This window comes from Paeniglutamicibacter sp. Y32M11 (assembly GCF_019285735.1).
Taxonomy (GTDB): domain Bacteria; phylum Actinomycetota; class Actinomycetes; order Actinomycetales; family Micrococcaceae; genus Paeniglutamicibacter.
The window spans coordinates 3388895-3405000 of sequence record NZ_CP079107.1 but is presented as its reverse complement, the minus strand read 5'-3'; the positions used below and the strand labels follow the sequence as shown (position 1 = coordinate 3405000).

Sequence of the window (16106 nt, the reverse complement as noted above, 5' to 3'; positions counted from 1 at the left end):
ATATGATTGGCGACGGCACCGATCCGGCCCAGCGCGGACGACTGAACATCGACGTGAAGGTGATCCAACGGATCGCGGCGAAGGCGGCTGCAAGGCACCCACATGTGGGTGCCAGCAGTGGCGGGTTGCTGGGAATCGGTGAAAAGCGCGATTTTGGTGCGTTGCCACCGGTTGAAGTGAACCTCGCCGGCAATATCGCCTCGGTCAAGCTCAAGGTGGGGATCCGATTTCCCGCGAATTTACGCAACATAACTGCGGAGATTCGCGACGGAATCGTCAATGACCTACAGCGATTCACCGGTGTCACTGCGGCTCCGGTAGACATCGATATTCAATGGCTGGAGAACGCGCCCGCGGCAAGGAGGATCCTATGAATACCGCACCCCTAGCGCAGACGCGCTCTTCATCCTCGGCTGCCGGCCACCGGTCCACTCGATGGCTCGCTTCTGGCATCGTAGCCCTGCTACTCGGGGCAGCCGCGGTCGGACTGATCGCCATGGGCATCAACCGGTATCGAGATGGTCAATGGCCAGAAGTCATTGAATCTCTGTCTCGAGACAGCTCCCTGACGTGGGGGAGTGCTTGGGCCGTGGCCGGCGCCATCGCGCTGGTGATCATTGGACTAATCTTGCTGCTTCTTGCGCTGCTGCCGGGGCCACGACGCAACTTCGTGGTGCCGTCCGATGACGTGGGCGAGGTTCGGATTAATGCCGCAGGTATTGCCCGACTCGTTGAGCACCGTATCGATTCGATCGATGGTGTGACCAATGTGAGGGTCCGAACTCAGCGGGGTTCGATCGCGGTAAACGTGTCCACTCCGCTGCGTGACACGGCGGAACTTCGACGGATCGTTAAAACAACGACCGAAGCGGTGCTGCAGGAGAATCTCCAGCCACCATTACCGCGCATCAACGTCAATGTCAGGAGCCTGTCATGAGTCGATCACCGGGCGTGGGAAACCGAGTGGCCCTGAGCCTGTGGGCTTTGGTGCTTCTTGGAGCGGCGAGTTGGGTGCTGGTGCCCGCAGTGGCGAACCTGCTGGACGCGAAGCTTCCGACCGGAGCCGAAGGCACGTGGCTTGCACAGCCGTCGCGACGCATCCTAGATGTTCCGGGCAGTATCGCCGCCGAGCCGTGGTTTGCCGCTGCGGTCATTGGGCTGGGCGTTCTGCTGCTACTGCTGGCGGTTGCTTGGTTGATCAGGCAGCTTCCGCGCTCAACTCGGGCTGGCACCTTGAAACTGTCGCACGACGTCGTCGCGGGGGTCACTCAGATGGAGCCCAACGTCTTGGAGCGGGCCTTGAAGCAGATGGCGGAGGACGATCCGGCCGTGCACAGCGCACAGGTGACTTTGCAAGGCAGCGCATCATCCCCGGCCCTGGCCGTACATCTCACCACCGAGCCCTGGGCACAATTGCCAGAGCTCGCAACGGCGGTCAGCGACCGCCTTCGTGAGGCCGTGCGCATTTCGCTCCGTGAGGAATTGCGTTCGCTCACCCTAGATTTTTCCGTAGCACGTAAACAGCGCCAACGCTCTGAACGATCAGATTTGGCAACAACCACATCATCGGGGGACAAAGCATGAGAAACAGGATTTTGATGGGCCTTGGAGTGTGGCTGCTGGGTTGGCTCCGCGGAAAATACCACCGTCGTCGGGGACAAACCCCGACGAACGATCAGTAACACTAGCTCTTCACTCGCACGAGTAGTAGGCAAGAACTTAGGAAAGTAGGACATTATGTCGATTTTGGGTTGGATTCTTATCGGACTTATTGCCGGTGCACTAGCCAAGGCCATTCTTCCGGGCCGCCAGGGCGGAGGCTGGATAGCAACACTGGTTCTGGGCGTCGTCGGCGCACTCGTGGGTGGTTTCATTGGAAACACGCTCTTCGACGTTGGACTGAAGGAATTCTGGTCGATCCAGACCTGGCTCGTAGCCACCGGCGGAGCCATCGTGGTGTTGCTGGTTTGGGGAATGATTACCAAGAACCGCAAGGCCTAAGCATTAGCAGTTAAAAAAATAGGTAGGGCCGCCGGACATTATCCGGCGGCCCTACCTATGGTGGTGGACAGGCACGGGTGGAAGTGTGCGAGACGAGGTCAGTACTAATCCTTGAGGCCGTTATTTGGTGAGCAACAGTTCAACGAAGGGTAAAGCGCAGGATGCCCGGTGGAAATCTAGGGGGTGCGAGCCTGAGAATTCGGCGATCTGCCGGAGATCCAATGACTTATTGCGCCCCACGAACTGGGCAAAATTCCGGAGTTCTCCTACAAATTTGCGTTCGTGGGAATCTTGGTACCCCGGGTGGTTGCCGTCACCGTGTAATGGGCACCACCCGGCAAGATCTTCTCGGGAATGTTGGTGTTGTGCCTGGCGTCGTCCGGATGCGTCGGAGCCAACTTCCGCAAATAGTTTGCGCGTGCACGCATTGGGGACGAGACTCTCCCGGTAAGGTCCACCACTAGTAACTGATTCTGCTGCCTATTGAAGGTATTTGGGCGATGGATCCTAAGGCACCTCGGGTGAGCGGGATGCCGACTTTGCTGTTTTTTCGCGCGTCGGGGGTCTAACTGGAGGCAAAGCTGCGATGGATTTCGTCGCATTTCGGGCAAACTTCTAGGGAATCAGGATTCTGAGACGGAACAAGCCACTGCCCACACAATGCCTTTCGCGGTCGACCATAGACGTGCGCATCAGTGATAACGCGTTTGAGGAGGTAATGTGCGAGCGTGATTGTCAGTCCGCCGGGTTCGGCCCGGACCAAACACGCTTCCTGGGAATTACGTGGTAGCGGGTTTGCGATTGCTTGAAGCTGACTTTCTGTAGTCAAGAGCGAATACATAAGAGTCGTGCCGTTGTCGGATACTGCGTCCCAATTTTCTCTGACAGGATCGATCTCTTGTAAAAGCAACGTGACAAGTGAACGTTTTAAGTTGCCGTCAGTCCATCCATTTAATTCGATGGTGAGCATGATTTCTGCGGGTGTCGAAGCAGAGTTATCGACTTCATCAAGTCGTTCAATATCAACGGAAACGTCTAGTTTAGCTCCGACATGAGATGGATGACTGGGCAACGAAAATTCTATCGGTTTGTTCTCGCGGATCGAGGAAGATACGAAGTCCAGGAAGCGATCTATACAATCTTGCTCCCAATTGGTTTGTACGCGTTTAGCAGACTCTAACCTTAGGAGTTTCTAATCGTCCGCAGTTGGGTAGAGCGCCTTAATGTCATCGTCTCCCAGCTCCCTAATGAGTTTGTAGACGTCAGCAGCGTCTCCTTCACGTTCCAAGCCGGCAAAAACGATCCACCATTGTCCGGCATCGTCTTGCTGTGTAATCAGTCCGCGCCATTGGCCCGACTTGAGCTCTCGCCAGAGCGTCGGGAACGCTTTGGCATGCGTGGAAGCATGGATTTGGTACCCGTGCCCGCTCCTTGGATCCGACGTTAGTTTGAGACCGGCTTTTATGATCGGATGTCCTAAGCTGGACAAGGGTCCCGCCTCGGGAAATCTGCTTCCCTGCACGGCTCGAAATTGTTCAATATCGATCCAGTAGGTTGGCTCAGTTAAGCAGACCCGCATGACGTTTAATGTCGGGCGTGCACCACATTCCTCAATTTCCCCCATGCGTAGATCCTAGACGACTATGCGCGGTATAGAGGGCAATAGGAGAGTACGACCTTTTGGGCAGTTATCTCGGGTATTAGAAACCGAACTTTGATGCTTCATCGGCAGTTACTCCAGCGATGTCACGCACGAGCTGTGCACGTGCTTCTTCGCTACGTGCAACATCAAGAGCGAACTGACTCGAGGCGCGATCACGGTTTGCCATGAAATCCTCCATGTCGTCGAAACGGATCTTGCGATGTGTGCCAACTCGTGGCTGTTCAGCAATGACGCCCCGATCAAGAAGTTTGCAGAGGAAAGGCCTGCTTAGCCCGGCATAGTCAGCCGCTTCCTGTGGAGAAAGAAGTTTGTCCTTCGCCGGGCGAACCGAAACGCGGTCGCCGGATTCGAGCGCGGCGACGAGCTGCAAGAGCCTAGAGGTAAGTTCGTTTTGAGGAAGTGCTTCGAGTGCGGCGCGAACCTCGGGCGCTTGTTCTACCAGCGGTGGGGTGAGATGTGTGATGGGCATGATACTTCCAGCATGTTGTCTTTGGATGTGACCCTAACTGAAATAGTTGAATCAACTGAAATAACTGTAGCGCGCGCGATGGGTAAATGGCAAGCACCTAGTTACTGTGCAGCGAAATTTTCTAGCACGGTACTCCGCTCAACTGGCGTTGGCCGTGGGCAGGGTGCCTGACCACAGCAGCGACCACTTGCCGTTCCGCTATCCGGTGACTCGGAACTCGCCGTGAGGCACGGTGCAGTCTGCCAGCACCACGAGCACCCAGGTGTCCACGAAGCCGGGACTCGCCAACCGGTTGTTGCGTCCGGTGTCGTCACACCAATCCACGCCGTCGGCGCGTGCTCCGGCAGCACGCTCCGACGAATGTCCAGCGTCCGCCATGTTTCGCCTGTTAGTGTTCCAAGGGTTGTTCCAAAAGCTGGGAGTAGATGTTGCAGAAAAAGTTTGTTATTTCCCTGGCCCTGATCGCCTTGTTAGCGTTCACTGCTGGATGTAGTTCCGCCGCCGAACCCGATCCTGCCGCGGTCTCTAGTTCCGCGCCGGCACCGGCCTCGGCCCCCACCCCCGATCTCACCGGTATCCCGGAGATCGTTGCGACAGTTAACGGTGAGGAGATCACCAAGGCGGACTTCACCAGGATTTATGAAACCCAGTTCGCTCAGGTTCAACAGCAGGCGCAAAGTTCCGGTCAAGAACTTGATCAAGCGCAGCTGCGCAAGCAAACGGCCGAAGGCCTGGTGAATACCGAGCTGTTGATCCAGGAGGCCGCCAAGAAGAAGATCTTTGCCACGGACAAGGATCTTGACGCTGCACTGGCCGATGTCGCCAAATCTAATGCCGTTTCCACCAAGGAATTCCTGAGCACCATGAAATCCCAGGGGCTCGATGAGGACGCAGTACGTTTGCAGCTCAAAACCCAGCTGGAAGTCGAACGGCTGATCGCCAAGGAAATCGGCGATTTCAAGCCCAGCGAGAAGGATCTCAAGGCCGCCTACAAGGTGGTGGAGGAACAGTTCGCTGCGCAGGGGGCCACCGATGCAGCGGCCGCCAAGGCCCCTGCTTATAAAGAGATCAAGTCGGAGCTCTCTCAGCAGCTGAAGTTGCAGAAGGAAAGCGCTTCGGTGAAAAAGTACGCAGAGCAACTGCGCAAGAGGGCGAAGATCACCACCAACATGTAGTCGAAGGTTGAGGTGCTAGCTGATTTCCTCGTCCTCGAGGTGCTCCAGCAGCTCGGCCTCGGCCCGATCGAGATATCCGCGCAAGGATTCGGCGGCTTGCTCCCGGTCTCCGGCCTGCAGCAGCTCAACGAGTCCCGCGTTGAGCTGAACGTAGTGCGAGTGGAAGTCCGGGGCATCAACCATGGAGTGGAAGACCAGGCGCATCTGCGCCAGGACCTTGCCCATCAACTCCTGTAAATGGATGCTGCCGGTAGAAGCCACTAATTCCTGGTGGAAACACTGGTTGGCGTCGGCCATCTTGGCGATGTCACCGGCGTCGAGTGCGGCACGGGCATCAACGATGATAGCGGCCAGGGCCGCGACATCCTGCTTAGGCCCCCAGAGGACGGCAGCGGGTTCGATCATTCTGCGCACCGCGTAGATCTCCCGCACGCCGTCGGCGCCGGGGGAGGCCACAAAGACTCCACGATTGGGGATCCGGGTGATGATCAGTTCCTGATCCAGCACGCCGAAGGCCTCGCGCAAGGTATTGCGTGAAACGCCCAGTTCTACCGAGATCACCTGCTCGGAGAGCTTGGCGCCGGGAAGCAGCTGCCCCTCGGCAATGCGCGCGCGCAGCACCGCGGCGACCCAGGCACCGGTGTGTGCGTGGGTCGAGCCCTCGGCGAGGGCTAATGAGGAAAGCGCTGCGTTCAAAACCATCCCACCAATCTAATCGAGTCTCGCCGTGGGCCTTGCAAGCATTAAGCGATGGAACCGAGTGCTTCGCCGCGACCGATGGCAGCACCCGGCTCCTGTGTGCCGCGCGTGAAGGTGCCGTCGCGATGCGCAGGGATCGTCGATTCCATCTTCATGGCTTCGAGCACCGCCACGGTGTCACCCTCGGCAACTACCGCTCCGTCCTCGATGACCCACTTCACCAGATTGCCGTTCATGGGGGCCGCGACCGTCGTGCCGTCGCTGGTCGCCGGGAGGGAGACGCCAGCGGCGTTGAGCGCGGCACCGGCCCCACCGTGGCGGATGGCATCCACCAACGAGGCGGGCAGGCCCAGACCCATGGATTTCCCGTTGACCTCAATGGTCAGGGTTTCGCGTTCTGCGCCCGGCTCCGCTGCGGCGATCTCGGGAGAGGAGGCGAGCTCTTCGGCGAACTCGGATTCGATCCAGGTGGTGTACACGCCGTAGCGTTCGTTGTTCGTGAAGTCGGTATTGCGCACCACCGCGCGGTGGAAGGGCAGCACGGAGGGGACTCCGGTGATGACCATTTCATCCAGTGCCACCTTGGCCCGGCGCAGCGCCTGCTCTCGCGTAGCGCCGGTCACAATCAGCTTGGCCATCAGCGAATCGTAGTGCGAGGGGATCACCGAATTGGTGCGCACGCCCGAATCCACACGGACTCCGGAGCCGGTGGGTGCCTCGAAGGCGGTGATGCGTCCGGGGCCGGGTAGGAAGCCGCGGGCCGGGTCCTCGGCATTAATCCGGAACTCGAAGGAGTGACCGGTGGGAATCGGGTCCTGCGTGAAGCTGATGGCCTCACCGGCGGCAATCCTAAATTGCTCGCCCACCAAGTCAACGCCGGTAGTTTCCTCGGTGACCGGGTGTTCAACCTGGAGTCGGGTGTTCACCTCCAGGAAGGAGATCAAACCGTCCGGGGCCACCAAGTATTCGACGGTTCCGGCACCGTGATACCCGGCCTCTGTGCAAATGGCCTTGGCCGATGCATGGATGGAGGCGCGCTGCTCATCACTCAGGAAGGGAGCGGGTGCCTCTTCAACAAGCTTCTGGTTGCGGCGCTGCAGCGAGCAGTCGCGGGTGCCGACCACCACGACGTTGCCGTGGGTATCGGCCAGGATCTGGGCCTCAACGTGGCGCGGCTTGTCCAGGAAGCGTTCAACGAAGCATTCTCCGCGGCCGAAGGCCACGGTGGCCTCGCGTACCGCCGATTCGAAGGCGTCGTCGATGTCCTCGAAGTTGCGCACCACCTTGATGCCGCGTCCACCACCGCCGAAGGCAGCCTTGATGGCCACCGGCAGGCCGAATTCTTGGGCGAAGGCGCGCACCTCGGCGCCGGATTCCACCGGTCCGTCGGTGCCCGGCACTAGCGGGGCTCCGGCACGCACCGCGATCTCACGCGCCGTCACCTTGTTACCGAGCGCACGGATGGACTCGGGGCTCGGGCCGATCCAGCTGAGCCCGGCGTCGATCACGGCCTGAGCAAAGTCGGCGTTCTCGGACAGGAAACCATAACCCGGGTGCACCGCGTCTGCCCCGGAGAGCCGGGCGATGGCCAGGATCTTTTCCATGTCGAGGTAGGTTTGGGCGCCGCTGGTCCCATGCAGTGGGTAGGCCTCATCGGCGCGACGCACGTGCAGTGCATCGGCATCCGGGTCCGAGTAGACGGCCACGGAAATCAGGCCATGATCCGCTGCGGCACGGGCAATGCGGACGGCGATTTCGCCGCGGTTGGCGATCAGTACTTTTTTCATGCCGAGACTCCTTGGTGGTGTGTTGCCCGTGAGGATGTTGGACGATGGGTGAGCGGGTCTACCAGCTCAAAGTGGAGGCGTGCTCCGGGCGGTAACTGTGCGGCGGCCGGTAGGTCCTCGGCGATGACCGTGGCGATCACTGGGTAACCGCCGGTGACCGGATGATCGGCCAAAAAGAGGACCGGTAGTCCGGAGGGTGGGACCTGCAGAGACCCCACGGCTACGCCCTCGCTGGCCAATTCACCGGTGCGGATCCGCTGCAGGGCAGCCGCACCATCGGTGAGTTGGAGCCGGACACCGACGCGGTTCGATTCGGCCGAAGCGATCCAGTCCTGCGCGGTGAGACGTTCTAGTCCGGCGGGGCCGAACCAGTCATCTCGCGGTCCGGCGCTGATGCGCAGCGTGAATACGCCGTTGGCATCGGGCGCCGGCAGCGTGGAGGGCTCCGGGTTGCCCACCACGTGGGAGCCGATGATGGCCCCGATGGGCAGGATGCTGCCCTTGATCAGGGGTGCCGGACCGATCCCGGACATCGAGTCGGTGGAGCGCGATCCCAGTACCGGGGGTACCGCGATGCCTCCGCGGACACCCAGGTAGCTGCGCAGTGCGGATCCGGTGGGGCTCAGCCTCAGCGTTTCGCCATTCAGCAGGGCAAAGGGGGTGTTCATCTCCACGCTGCGGGTCTCATGGAAATCATCGTCCTGCGCGGGGGTGATGAGCAGTTCTGCGGTGGCACCGGTGACGGCCAGGACCGCATCATTGTGGGCCAAAAACGTTGCCGTACCCAGGAGATTTTCCACCACTGCCGCGGGGGCCGCGTTGCCCACCAGCCGGTTGGCGGCGCGTGCGGAGGAGGTATCTGCTGCTCCCGCGGCGGAAACACCCAGATCACCCAGTCCCACGCGGCCCAGATCTTGGATCAGTGATTGCAACCCGGGATCCAGTACCTCAAGGTGCGCACCGGTCATAGCGGGCATTGTTTTGGGTTCACTGGGGGTCGAAGCCGTTGAAATCGTCAGTGAGGTGCGTGAGGCGATGAACCGCACGCGGTCTTGCGGACGGATCAGTGCGGGGTTTTCCCGTTGAAGGTCCCAGAGCACGGCATCGGTGTGCCCGATCAGCTGCCATCCGCCGGGGGACTGGCGGGGGTAAACCGCCGAGTAGTCACCGGCCAGAGCCACGGCTCCGGAGGGCACCACCTTGCGGGGGGGTGTCACGGCGCGGCACATTAAGTGTTTGGTTCTCGCCACGTAGGTAGGCGAAGCCGGGGGCGAAACCACCAAATGCCGCACGCCAGAGCTGCGTGGTGTGGGCGTTGATCACGGCCTCGATGCTCAGCCCGGTGAGCGCTGCCACCTCGGCGAGGTCTTCGCCGTCGTAGTACACCGGGACCTCAACCAGGGACCCGCTGTCCGTGGGGGCGGAGCCGAGTTCCAGGGTCGGGATCTGTGCGGCGATCTTTTGGGCCGCGGCCCAGGAGTCGGTCTTGATGAAGATGGTGGAGGCTGCTGCCAACACATCAAGTTGCCCCGGCAGTGGGGTGGTCTTGAGCAGGGCGGCCAGGGCCAGCACCGAATCAAGATCGGAGAGTTCTACGAGTACCGATCGGGTGCCGGCAAAACGGGTGTTGAGGATGCTCATACAAAGCTCTTGATTGTGATGCCGGCATTTGTCAGTCCGGTCCGTACGGCGGCGGCCATGGCCACGGCACCGGCGGTGTCGCCATGGACGCAGATACTTTCGGCGTCCATGGGGATCACCGTGCCGTCGATGGCCACGACGGTCTTTTCGGTGGCCAAGCGGATCATGTTGGCGGTGACGAGCTCTGGGTCATGCAGTACGGCGTTGGCCTCGCGGCGGGAGACCAGGGTGCCGTCGGGGTTGTAGTTTCGATCGGCAAAGGCCTCGGCCACCGGACGCAGACCAGCGTTCTCGGCCTTGGCTAGGGCGACGGAGCCGGGCAACAGCAGCACCGGAAGATCGGAGCCGAAGGCACGGATGGCATCGATGACGGCCTGGGCATGGACCTCATGGTGCACGATGGTGTTGTAGAGGGCACCGTGTGGCTTGACGTACTTGATGGTGGAGCCCGCAGCCCGGGCCAGTGCCTCCAGGGCGCCGAGCTGGTAGAGCACATCATCGGCCAGTTCGGTGGCCGAACAGTCCAAGAAGCGGCGGCCAAAGCCGGCTAGGTCGCGGTAACCCACGTGAGCACCGATGGTGACATTTGCACTCACGGCATCACGGCAGGTTTGGGCAATGACGCTGGGGTCTCCCGCATGGAATCCGCAGGCGACATTCGCCGAGGAGACGGAGGCAAAAATGGCAGCGTCGTCACCCATGGTCCAGTTGCCGAAGGACTCTCCGACGTCGGAATTCAGGTCGATATAAGTCACGTGTGACCCCCGTCTCGTGGTTGTGATTCATTAAGAATGCACTACGAACGCAGATTGTTCAACAATCCATCGTCATCTTTTTGTGGACGGGGACCATCGGCGGAAAACTGGTCGTGGTATATCGGGCGCTGACGTGCCTAGGATGGGAAAACGAAGGGGCAGGGTCCCGATCACGGGGCAGCGTCCGGACCAAGGGATGTGGGTACATGAGATTTATCTTTGAGGTCGACATGAACACCGAGGCAATGAAGCTTAATCCCGAGGCCGAGCTGGGTCGGGTGCTGCGGTATTGGGCCGGCAATCTGAAGAATTACCCCATGGAGCCGGGCACCGGCGAAGAGATCGTTGATAGCGAATACAAGGACGCCGGCAGCTGGGCCATCGTGGGTGACTAACCGATCCGGCATCCCGACTACCGCGCGTCACCGGATGCACGGCAAGATCACTGCAAGAATGTGACTCATGGATTTACAAGTCATCACCACCGTTGTTGCGGGGTTGCTGTTGGCCGTCGCCGTAGTCGGAACCATCGTCCCGGTGCTTCCCGGAAGCCTGCTGGCCATCGGCACGCTTTTGGCCTGGGCCTGGATCATTGGCAGTCCCGCGGCCTGGTGGTGCGCGGGCATTGGAATGGCACTGGCGCTCGCCGGGTTCAGTGCCTCCGCGGTACTGACCGGACGCAATATGAAACAGCAGCAAATTCCGCGCGGCTCGATCGCGTTGGGCATCGCGCTGGCGGTGGTGGGCATGTTCGTCATTCCCGTGCTGGGCTTGTTCCTAGGTTTTGCGCTGGGCCTGGTGCTGGGCGAATTTGCTCGGCGTAAGGACTTTGGGGCAGCCTTGGCTGCCTCCGGCTCGGCACTCAAGGCCATGGGATGGGGAGTTCTGGTTGAGTTTGGTGCCGCGGCGTTGGCCGCATCGATCTGGATGATCGGCGTGATCACGCACTTTATGACCCGCTAGGCTGCTTTGTGGGGCCCGCCACGCGTTTCTGGCGGTCTGGGCCACAGGCCCCTGTGAGCTTGCCAACCGAAAGGTGGATATATCGCCCTCGGCGCAAAAAACGCACGTAACCTCAAAGAGAAGATGGAAAATCTTGCGGGTGTGTAGTTCCCCGCTCACGCGATTTTTGAGGGGTTAGCTATGCGTTTGGCACACAGAAGAATGCCGCTGGGCGAGGATATCTTGCTGGCACGTCACGGCTCGAACATCGCCGAGATGACCCAAGACCGCAAGCGCAATCTCACCCGGGCACGTTTGTGTGATGGAAGCACTGACACCGCCTCGAACCACCTGGTGAACCTCAACGCCATGGCATCGCTGACCCCGGCCGAGCGGATGAGCAAGGTTGCCGAGAACTACACCGAAGATCGACTTTCGGTCAGCCGCAGCGAGATCCGCCTCATGGCCAAGCTGTCAGGGATCTGGCTCGTGGCATCGACTGCCCTGATCATGGGATTCGGCTGGGCCATCTACAACTACGGTGATCCGGAAATGCTCGTGCAGATGATGAACACCCCGATGATGTAATCACGGCCCGCACCACCCTCAACGCCTTGTTGGCACCTTGCTTCGGATGATCCGGAGTTGGTGCCGACGGGGCGTTTTTTGTTTCTGCGGTACGGCTCGGTGCTTGCGGAATAAGAATCCCGAATCAAATTCTGGTGACTACGGCGGAGATCGTGGCCCGGGGAGTAACGTCATGATCGAGGAACAAGCAAAACCTTAACCAACGTTGCTTCGGCTCTGATGGTCGTCATGATTATTGCCATTCTTCCGCGCTAAGGTGATGGCTACCGAAGGTGCCTCAGAACTTCCCACGCTTTCGAGAAAACGGAGATCACACGATGTCGGTATTGCCCGAGCCCACAACAAACCGTTCACGGACCATCCACTTCCAGAGCCCCGAATCGGATAAGGCCAAGGTATTTGAGCGTAGCGGAATCGAACAACTGCGTGCCATGGCCTCGGGGCTCGTCGCGGCGCCGCCGATCAGTAGTCACATTGGGTTGGGATTTGTTTCCGTTGGCGATGGAGACGTGGTGATGACCGCGGAACCGGACGAATCACATTACAACCCCATCGGATCGGTCCACGGCGGGTTCTTCGCCACGGTCCTGGACTCCGTGTGCGGATGTGCCGTCCATAGCACGCTGCCGGTCGGAGTCGGATATACCAGTCTGGAAATCAAGGTGTCATTCCTGCATCCCATCACCGCCGAAACCGGCACCGTCACCGCTCATGGGTGGGTCACCCGGCGAGCCAAGAATGTGGCCTTCGCCGAAGCCGAAATTCGGGACGCCGAGGACCGGGTGCTGGCCACTGCCTCGAGCACGTGCCTGATTATTTACCCGAAGAGCGCGGCCACCGGCGCCCCGTCCAACATGGTCCGGGAATGATAGCGGGGTAGTCGCGGGCCAGCGCGAAAGCTGCGCGGGCACAATGGCGTTTGATGCTCTTGCCTGCGTGCTACCGGGTGAAGGTGATGTGGATGGTGCCGCTCTCGGCGACTTCTGTTTTCACCTTGTGCGTAAGGTCCAAGCCGGGTAGATCATCCCACAACCGGGTTCCGCGGCCAAGGATAACGGGGGCGACCAAGAGGTGGAGGTCATCAATCAGGCCGGCGCGGAGGAACTCGCGCGCGGTGCCGATTCCTCCGCCGACGCGCACGTCTGGCGGCATTGACTGCCTCCGTCGCTCAATCCGCGAGCATGACTCAGTTGCCGCCTATCCGAATATGGACGGCTCGACGGGAGCACTTGTGACCGGCAACGCGGTGCGAGAACGCCGCAGGCAAGCCCCTAGTCGAGTTCTGCGTTCGCGAGGAGGCCGGTAATCATGGCTCGCAAACCAGTGATGAAGGCATCCTCGGCGCTGTGGTTTCCGCTCGCCCGTTGCGCGGCCAAGGCCCCCTCGAAGTGGGGGATACTTCCGGCGTTGGCTCCCGGGTCAAAGATGTCCAAGGGGGCAGTGGCGTCCAGTGCGGACCCGAAAATGAACGACTCAATGGCAACGATGCTCGGGATGATCTTTGACTGCTTCCAGCCCGCTCGGGTGAAGCCGGAGGCAACTACCTCGTACATCTGAAGCGTCCGTGGCGACCCGGAGACCGGCAGGACGGCAATGAGAGGAATCAAGGGCGCGTGATCAGCAAAAATATCGCGGTAGCTCGCCGCCCAGCGTAGGAGGGCCTGCTCCAGCGGGTGGGTCGCGAAGGCCGAGGAATCGACCCCGTCCATCACGATTTCCTGGATCCACTGCATAAGTTCCTGCTTGGATTCCACGTGGTTATACAGCGCCGACGGTGAGACGCCGAGTTCCTTGGCCACTGCCGACATGGTCAGGGCGGTGTATCCACCGGAAGTCACTAGCTTTAGCGCTGCCCGTGCGATCAGCTCGCGGTCAAGCACGCCAGAGCGCGGGCGACCGACGCGGCGCCGAGTCGCCCCGGGGGGAGTAGCTGATTCCTGCATCAAAGTCCGCTCCTGACGTGGTGCACTTCACAATGGCCCATCTTATGATCTACCATGGAACCAGTCTAGTAAATGAACGTCATTCATTTAGTAATCGAAAGAAGTGGGCATCATGACTATCCTGGATCGCGACGTCGTTATTATCGGAGCCGGCCCCTCGGGCCTGACCGCGGCCTACGAGCTGCGTAAGGCGGGCAAGTCCGTGGCCGTGCTGGAGGCCCGCGATCGCGTTGGCGGCCGCACCTGGAGCCAGAACATGGACGGGGCCACCATCGAAATCGGTGGCCAGTGGATTTCTCCTGACCAGACCGGGCTCTACTCGCTGATCGAGGAACTGGGCATCGAGACGTTCGAACGCTACAAGGAAGGCGCCTCCGTCTACCTCGCGGAGGACGGAACCCGCTCGGTCTACACCGGCGAGGACTTCCCGGTGGCCGAGTCCAGCGTTGCCGAGATGAACAAGCTCATCCAGGAAATGGACCGACTGACCGCGCAGGTAGATCCCGACGCTCCCTGGACGCACCCGCAGGCGGCCGAGCTGGACATGATCTCCTTCCACCACTGGTTGCGCACCATCTCCAACGACGAGGTGGCTTGCAACAATGTAGGCCTGTTCATTGCCGGCGGCATGCTGACCAAACCCGCTCACACCTTCTCCGCACTGCAAGCACTGTTGATGTCCTCCTCCGCGGGATCCTTCTCCAACCTGGTTGACGAGGACTTCATCCTTGACCGCCGCATGGTCGGCACCATGCAGGGTGTTTCCATCGCGGTGGCCGAGCGTCTAGGTACCGATGTGTTCCTGAACAACCCGGTGCTGAAGCTCGACTGGTCCGAGGATGGGGTGACTGCCTACGGCACCGACGTCACGGTGAACGCCAAAAAAGTGATCATCGCCGTGCCGCCGAACCTGTACTCGCGCATTTCCTACAACCCACCGCTGCCGCGCCGCCAGCATGTGACCCATCAGCACCAGTCCATGGGCCTGGTCATCAAGGTGCACGCCGTGTACGAGACCCCGTTCTGGCGCGAAGAGGGCCTCTCGGGTACCTGCTTCGGCCCCTCGGCGATCGTGCAGGAACTCTACGACAACACCTACCATGAGGAAACCACCGGCACCCTGGTCGGATTCATCTCCGATCTGCAGGCCGACGCCATGTTCCTCCTTCCCGAAGAAGAGCGCAAGGCCGCTATCCTCGCCTCCATGGCCGAATTCCTGGGTGCCAAGGCGCTGGAACCGAGCGTCTTCTACCTCTCCGACTTCGGTGCCGAGGAGTGGACCCGCGGCGCCTATGCCACCAGCTACGATCTGGGCGGGCTGTTCCGCTTCGGGCCGGACCAGAACAAAAACGTCGGCCCAATCTACTTCTCCTCCTCGGATCTCGCCGGCGAGGGCTACCAGCATGTTGATGGTGCTGTTCGGATGGGACGACGCACCGCGGTACGTATCAACGCCGCGATCGACGGCACCGAACCGGCGGCGAAGTACGACGGAGTGAAATCCCTCTTCGGTTCCCTGCTCGCCTCCGGTAAGTAAGCGATATGCGCTTACTTGTTGGATATACGGCCGATGACCGTGGGGCCGAGGCCATCGCCTTGGCCAGCGCCCTCGGTGGAGAAGGTGCACACCTGGACCTAGCCATCGTGCTGCCGCGAAGCACCCCATTCTCCGCCAGTTACCCCGGGGGAGACCACGGCTACCGTTCCATCTTGGCGGAAAAAATTGATGGCTGGGCACAAACCGCCCTCGGCCTGGTTCCGGCAGGAATCAGCGCCCGGGTGATCGCTCGCTCGGTGGACTCCCCGGCTCAGGGCCTGATCCTGCTGGCGCAGGAAACCGGTGCCCGGGCCATCGTGCTGGGCGGCCGCGCACGCCACGTTGCCGGCTTCTTTGTACCGGGTTCGGTGGCCAGTTCGTTGCTTCATGCCTCCCCGGTTCCGGTGGCCATGGGCAACCCCGGTGCCGTGGCCGCGCTGGCTCGAGCGGGTGGAAAGTTGGGACGCGTGACGGCATTTGTCGGAACGCGTGCCGGTGCCCGGGGAGTCATCCAGGCCGCCGCAAGTGCCGCCGCACGTCAGCCACATCTCACGCTGCGCGTGGTGTCCCTCGTGGCCCAGGATGAGCTCGACGAGTCGAAAACTGACCTGTCAAAGGCCATCTCCGCGGCCGAAGCACGGGTGCGCGACGTGCTCACCGAACACCGGATCGACGCGGAAATTTCCATCGCCTCCGGAAGTAGCATCGACGATGCCATAACGGAGTTGGAATGGAATGACGGCGATATAGCCTTCATCGGTTCTAGCCGGCTGGCACGTAAAAAACGGCTTTTCCTCGGTACCACCGGTCAGCGCATATTGCGCACCCTTCCGGTTCCCCTTGTTGTGGTTCCCAAGAGCCACAGCGTGGAGCCAGCACAGTCCTAAAACCACCCGCCGCATGTCG

Annotated in this window: 22 protein-coding genes; 11 read left to right on the top strand and 11 right to left on the bottom strand. The window is 60.7% G+C overall.

Annotation, left to right across the window (positions count from 1 at the left end):
• The first annotated feature begins 2 nt into the window (after positions 1 to 2).
• From KUF55_RS15090 to KUF55_RS15075, 4 genes are all read left to right on the top strand, one after another.
• Positions 3 to 374, top strand: coding sequence for an Asp23/Gls24 family envelope stress response protein (locus KUF55_RS15090; RefSeq protein WP_218817130.1), 372 nt, complete (start codon positions 3 to 5; stop codon positions 372 to 374).
• Complete coding sequence (locus tag KUF55_RS15085) at positions 371 to 937, top strand: DUF6286 domain-containing protein (RefSeq protein WP_218817129.1); 567 nt, start codon at positions 371 to 373, stop codon at positions 935 to 937. The genes KUF55_RS15090 and KUF55_RS15085 overlap by 4 nt, the downstream gene beginning before the upstream one ends.
• Entirely contained in the window at positions 934 to 1584 is a 651-nt protein-coding gene (locus tag KUF55_RS15080) for a hypothetical protein (RefSeq protein ID WP_218817128.1), read from the top strand. The genes KUF55_RS15085 and KUF55_RS15080 overlap by 4 nt, the downstream gene beginning before the upstream one ends.
• Before the next feature lie 153 nt (positions 1585 to 1737).
• Positions 1738 to 2001, top strand: coding sequence for a GlsB/YeaQ/YmgE family stress response membrane protein (locus KUF55_RS15075; protein ID WP_132359606.1), 264 nt, complete (start codon positions 1738 to 1740; stop codon positions 1999 to 2001).
• A 565-nt stretch (positions 2002 to 2566) separates the two neighbouring features.
• Here KUF55_RS15075 and KUF55_RS15070 read toward each other — a convergent pair.
• The 4 genes from KUF55_RS15070 to KUF55_RS15055 form a co-directional block, all read right to left on the bottom strand.
• Entirely contained in the window at positions 2567 to 3073 is a 507-nt protein-coding gene (locus KUF55_RS15070) for a DUF3039 domain-containing protein (protein WP_218817127.1), read from the bottom strand.
• A 120-nt stretch (positions 3074 to 3193) separates the two neighbouring features.
• On the bottom strand, positions 3194 to 3625 hold the full coding sequence (locus KUF55_RS15065; protein ID WP_218817126.1) for a hypothetical protein: 432 nt from the start codon (positions 3623 to 3625) through the stop codon (positions 3194 to 3196).
• Positions 3626 to 3701: 76 nt separating this feature from the next.
• Complete coding sequence (locus KUF55_RS15060) at positions 3702 to 4133, bottom strand: excisionase family DNA-binding protein (RefSeq protein ID WP_218817125.1); 432 nt, start codon at positions 4131 to 4133, stop codon at positions 3702 to 3704.
• A gap of 198 nt (positions 4134 to 4331) precedes the next feature.
• On the bottom strand, positions 4332 to 4511 hold the full coding sequence (locus tag KUF55_RS15055) for a hypothetical protein (RefSeq protein WP_218817124.1): 180 nt from the start codon (positions 4509 to 4511) through the stop codon (positions 4332 to 4334).
• Positions 4512 to 4558: 47 nt separating this feature from the next.
• On the opposite strand from KUF55_RS15055, the gene KUF55_RS15050 reads away from it, so the two are divergent.
• On the top strand, positions 4559 to 5308 hold the full coding sequence (locus KUF55_RS15050; protein ID WP_218817123.1) for a SurA N-terminal domain-containing protein: 750 nt from the start codon (positions 4559 to 4561) through the stop codon (positions 5306 to 5308).
• Between the two features lie 15 nt (positions 5309 to 5323).
• Here the strand turns inward: KUF55_RS15050 and KUF55_RS15045 are convergent, their stop codons facing one another.
• Genes KUF55_RS15045 through KUF55_RS15030 form a run of 5 tightly spaced genes read right to left on the bottom strand, consistent with a single transcriptional unit; the run spans position 5324 to position 10190 of the window.
• The gene (locus KUF55_RS15045) at positions 5324 to 6010 is read right to left on the bottom strand and encodes a GntR family transcriptional regulator (protein WP_132359581.1); all 687 of its coding nucleotides are present in this window, start codon (positions 6008 to 6010) and stop codon (positions 5324 to 5326) included.
• Between the two features lie 41 nt (positions 6011 to 6051).
• Positions 6052 to 7794: a biotin carboxylase N-terminal domain-containing protein gene (locus KUF55_RS15040; RefSeq protein ID WP_218817122.1), complete on the bottom strand. Its 1743-nt coding sequence runs from the start codon at positions 7792 to 7794 to the stop codon at positions 6052 to 6054.
• Positions 7791 to 9011, bottom strand: coding sequence for a carboxyltransferase domain-containing protein (locus KUF55_RS15035; protein WP_370630921.1), 1221 nt, complete (start codon positions 9009 to 9011; stop codon positions 7791 to 7793). The genes KUF55_RS15040 and KUF55_RS15035 overlap by 4 nt, the downstream gene beginning before the upstream one ends.
• On the bottom strand, positions 8959 to 9435 hold the full coding sequence (locus KUF55_RS19105) for a carboxyltransferase domain-containing protein (protein WP_370630920.1): 477 nt from the start codon (positions 9433 to 9435) through the stop codon (positions 8959 to 8961). The genes KUF55_RS15035 and KUF55_RS19105 overlap by 53 nt, the downstream gene beginning before the upstream one ends.
• Complete coding sequence (locus tag KUF55_RS15030) at positions 9432 to 10190, bottom strand: LamB/YcsF family protein (protein WP_218817121.1); 759 nt, start codon at positions 10188 to 10190, stop codon at positions 9432 to 9434. The genes KUF55_RS19105 and KUF55_RS15030 overlap by 4 nt, the downstream gene beginning before the upstream one ends.
• Before the next feature lie 206 nt (positions 10191 to 10396).
• Between KUF55_RS15030 and KUF55_RS15025 the strand changes: the two genes are divergently transcribed.
• The 4 genes from KUF55_RS15025 to KUF55_RS15010 all read left to right on the top strand — a co-directional run bounded on the left by KUF55_RS15025 (position 10397) and on the right by KUF55_RS15010 (position 12589).
• A complete protein-coding gene (locus tag KUF55_RS15025) occupies positions 10397 to 10585 on the top strand; it encodes a hypothetical protein (protein WP_132359574.1) in 189 nt (62 codons plus the stop codon).
• A gap of 67 nt (positions 10586 to 10652) precedes the next feature.
• Complete coding sequence (locus KUF55_RS15020) at positions 10653 to 11153, top strand: DUF456 domain-containing protein (protein WP_132359573.1); 501 nt, start codon at positions 10653 to 10655, stop codon at positions 11151 to 11153.
• Between the two features lie 180 nt (positions 11154 to 11333).
• A complete protein-coding gene (locus KUF55_RS15015) occupies positions 11334 to 11720 on the top strand; it encodes a hypothetical protein (RefSeq protein WP_218817120.1) in 387 nt (128 codons plus the stop codon).
• Positions 11721 to 12037: 317 nt separating this feature from the next.
• Positions 12038 to 12589, top strand: a complete 552-nt coding sequence (locus KUF55_RS15010; protein WP_255557084.1) for a PaaI family thioesterase — start codon at positions 12038 to 12040, stop codon at positions 12587 to 12589.
• A 70-nt stretch (positions 12590 to 12659) separates the two neighbouring features.
• Here KUF55_RS15010 and KUF55_RS15005 read toward each other — a convergent pair whose 3' ends face one another.
• Both KUF55_RS15005 and KUF55_RS15000 read right to left on the bottom strand, forming a co-directional pair.
• Positions 12660 to 12872, bottom strand: coding sequence for a dihydrofolate reductase family protein (locus KUF55_RS15005; protein ID WP_218817119.1), 213 nt, complete (start codon positions 12870 to 12872; stop codon positions 12660 to 12662).
• 119 nt (positions 12873 to 12991) lie between these two features.
• Positions 12992 to 13663, bottom strand: coding sequence for a TetR/AcrR family transcriptional regulator (locus KUF55_RS15000; RefSeq protein WP_218817118.1), 672 nt, complete (start codon positions 13661 to 13663; stop codon positions 12992 to 12994).
• Positions 13664 to 13775: 112 nt separating this feature from the next.
• On the opposite strand from KUF55_RS15000, the gene KUF55_RS14995 reads away from it, so the two are divergent.
• Together KUF55_RS14995 and KUF55_RS14990 are read left to right on the top strand one after the other, a co-directional pair.
• Positions 13776 to 15200, top strand: coding sequence for an NAD(P)/FAD-dependent oxidoreductase (locus tag KUF55_RS14995; protein ID WP_218817117.1), 1425 nt, complete (start codon positions 13776 to 13778; stop codon positions 15198 to 15200).
• 5 nt (positions 15201 to 15205) lie between these two features.
• Positions 15206 to 16087 (top strand): universal stress protein, encoded by an 882-nt coding sequence (locus KUF55_RS14990; protein WP_218817116.1) that lies wholly within the window; start codon positions 15206 to 15208, stop codon positions 16085 to 16087.
• Positions 16088 to 16106: the final 19 nt, after the last annotated feature.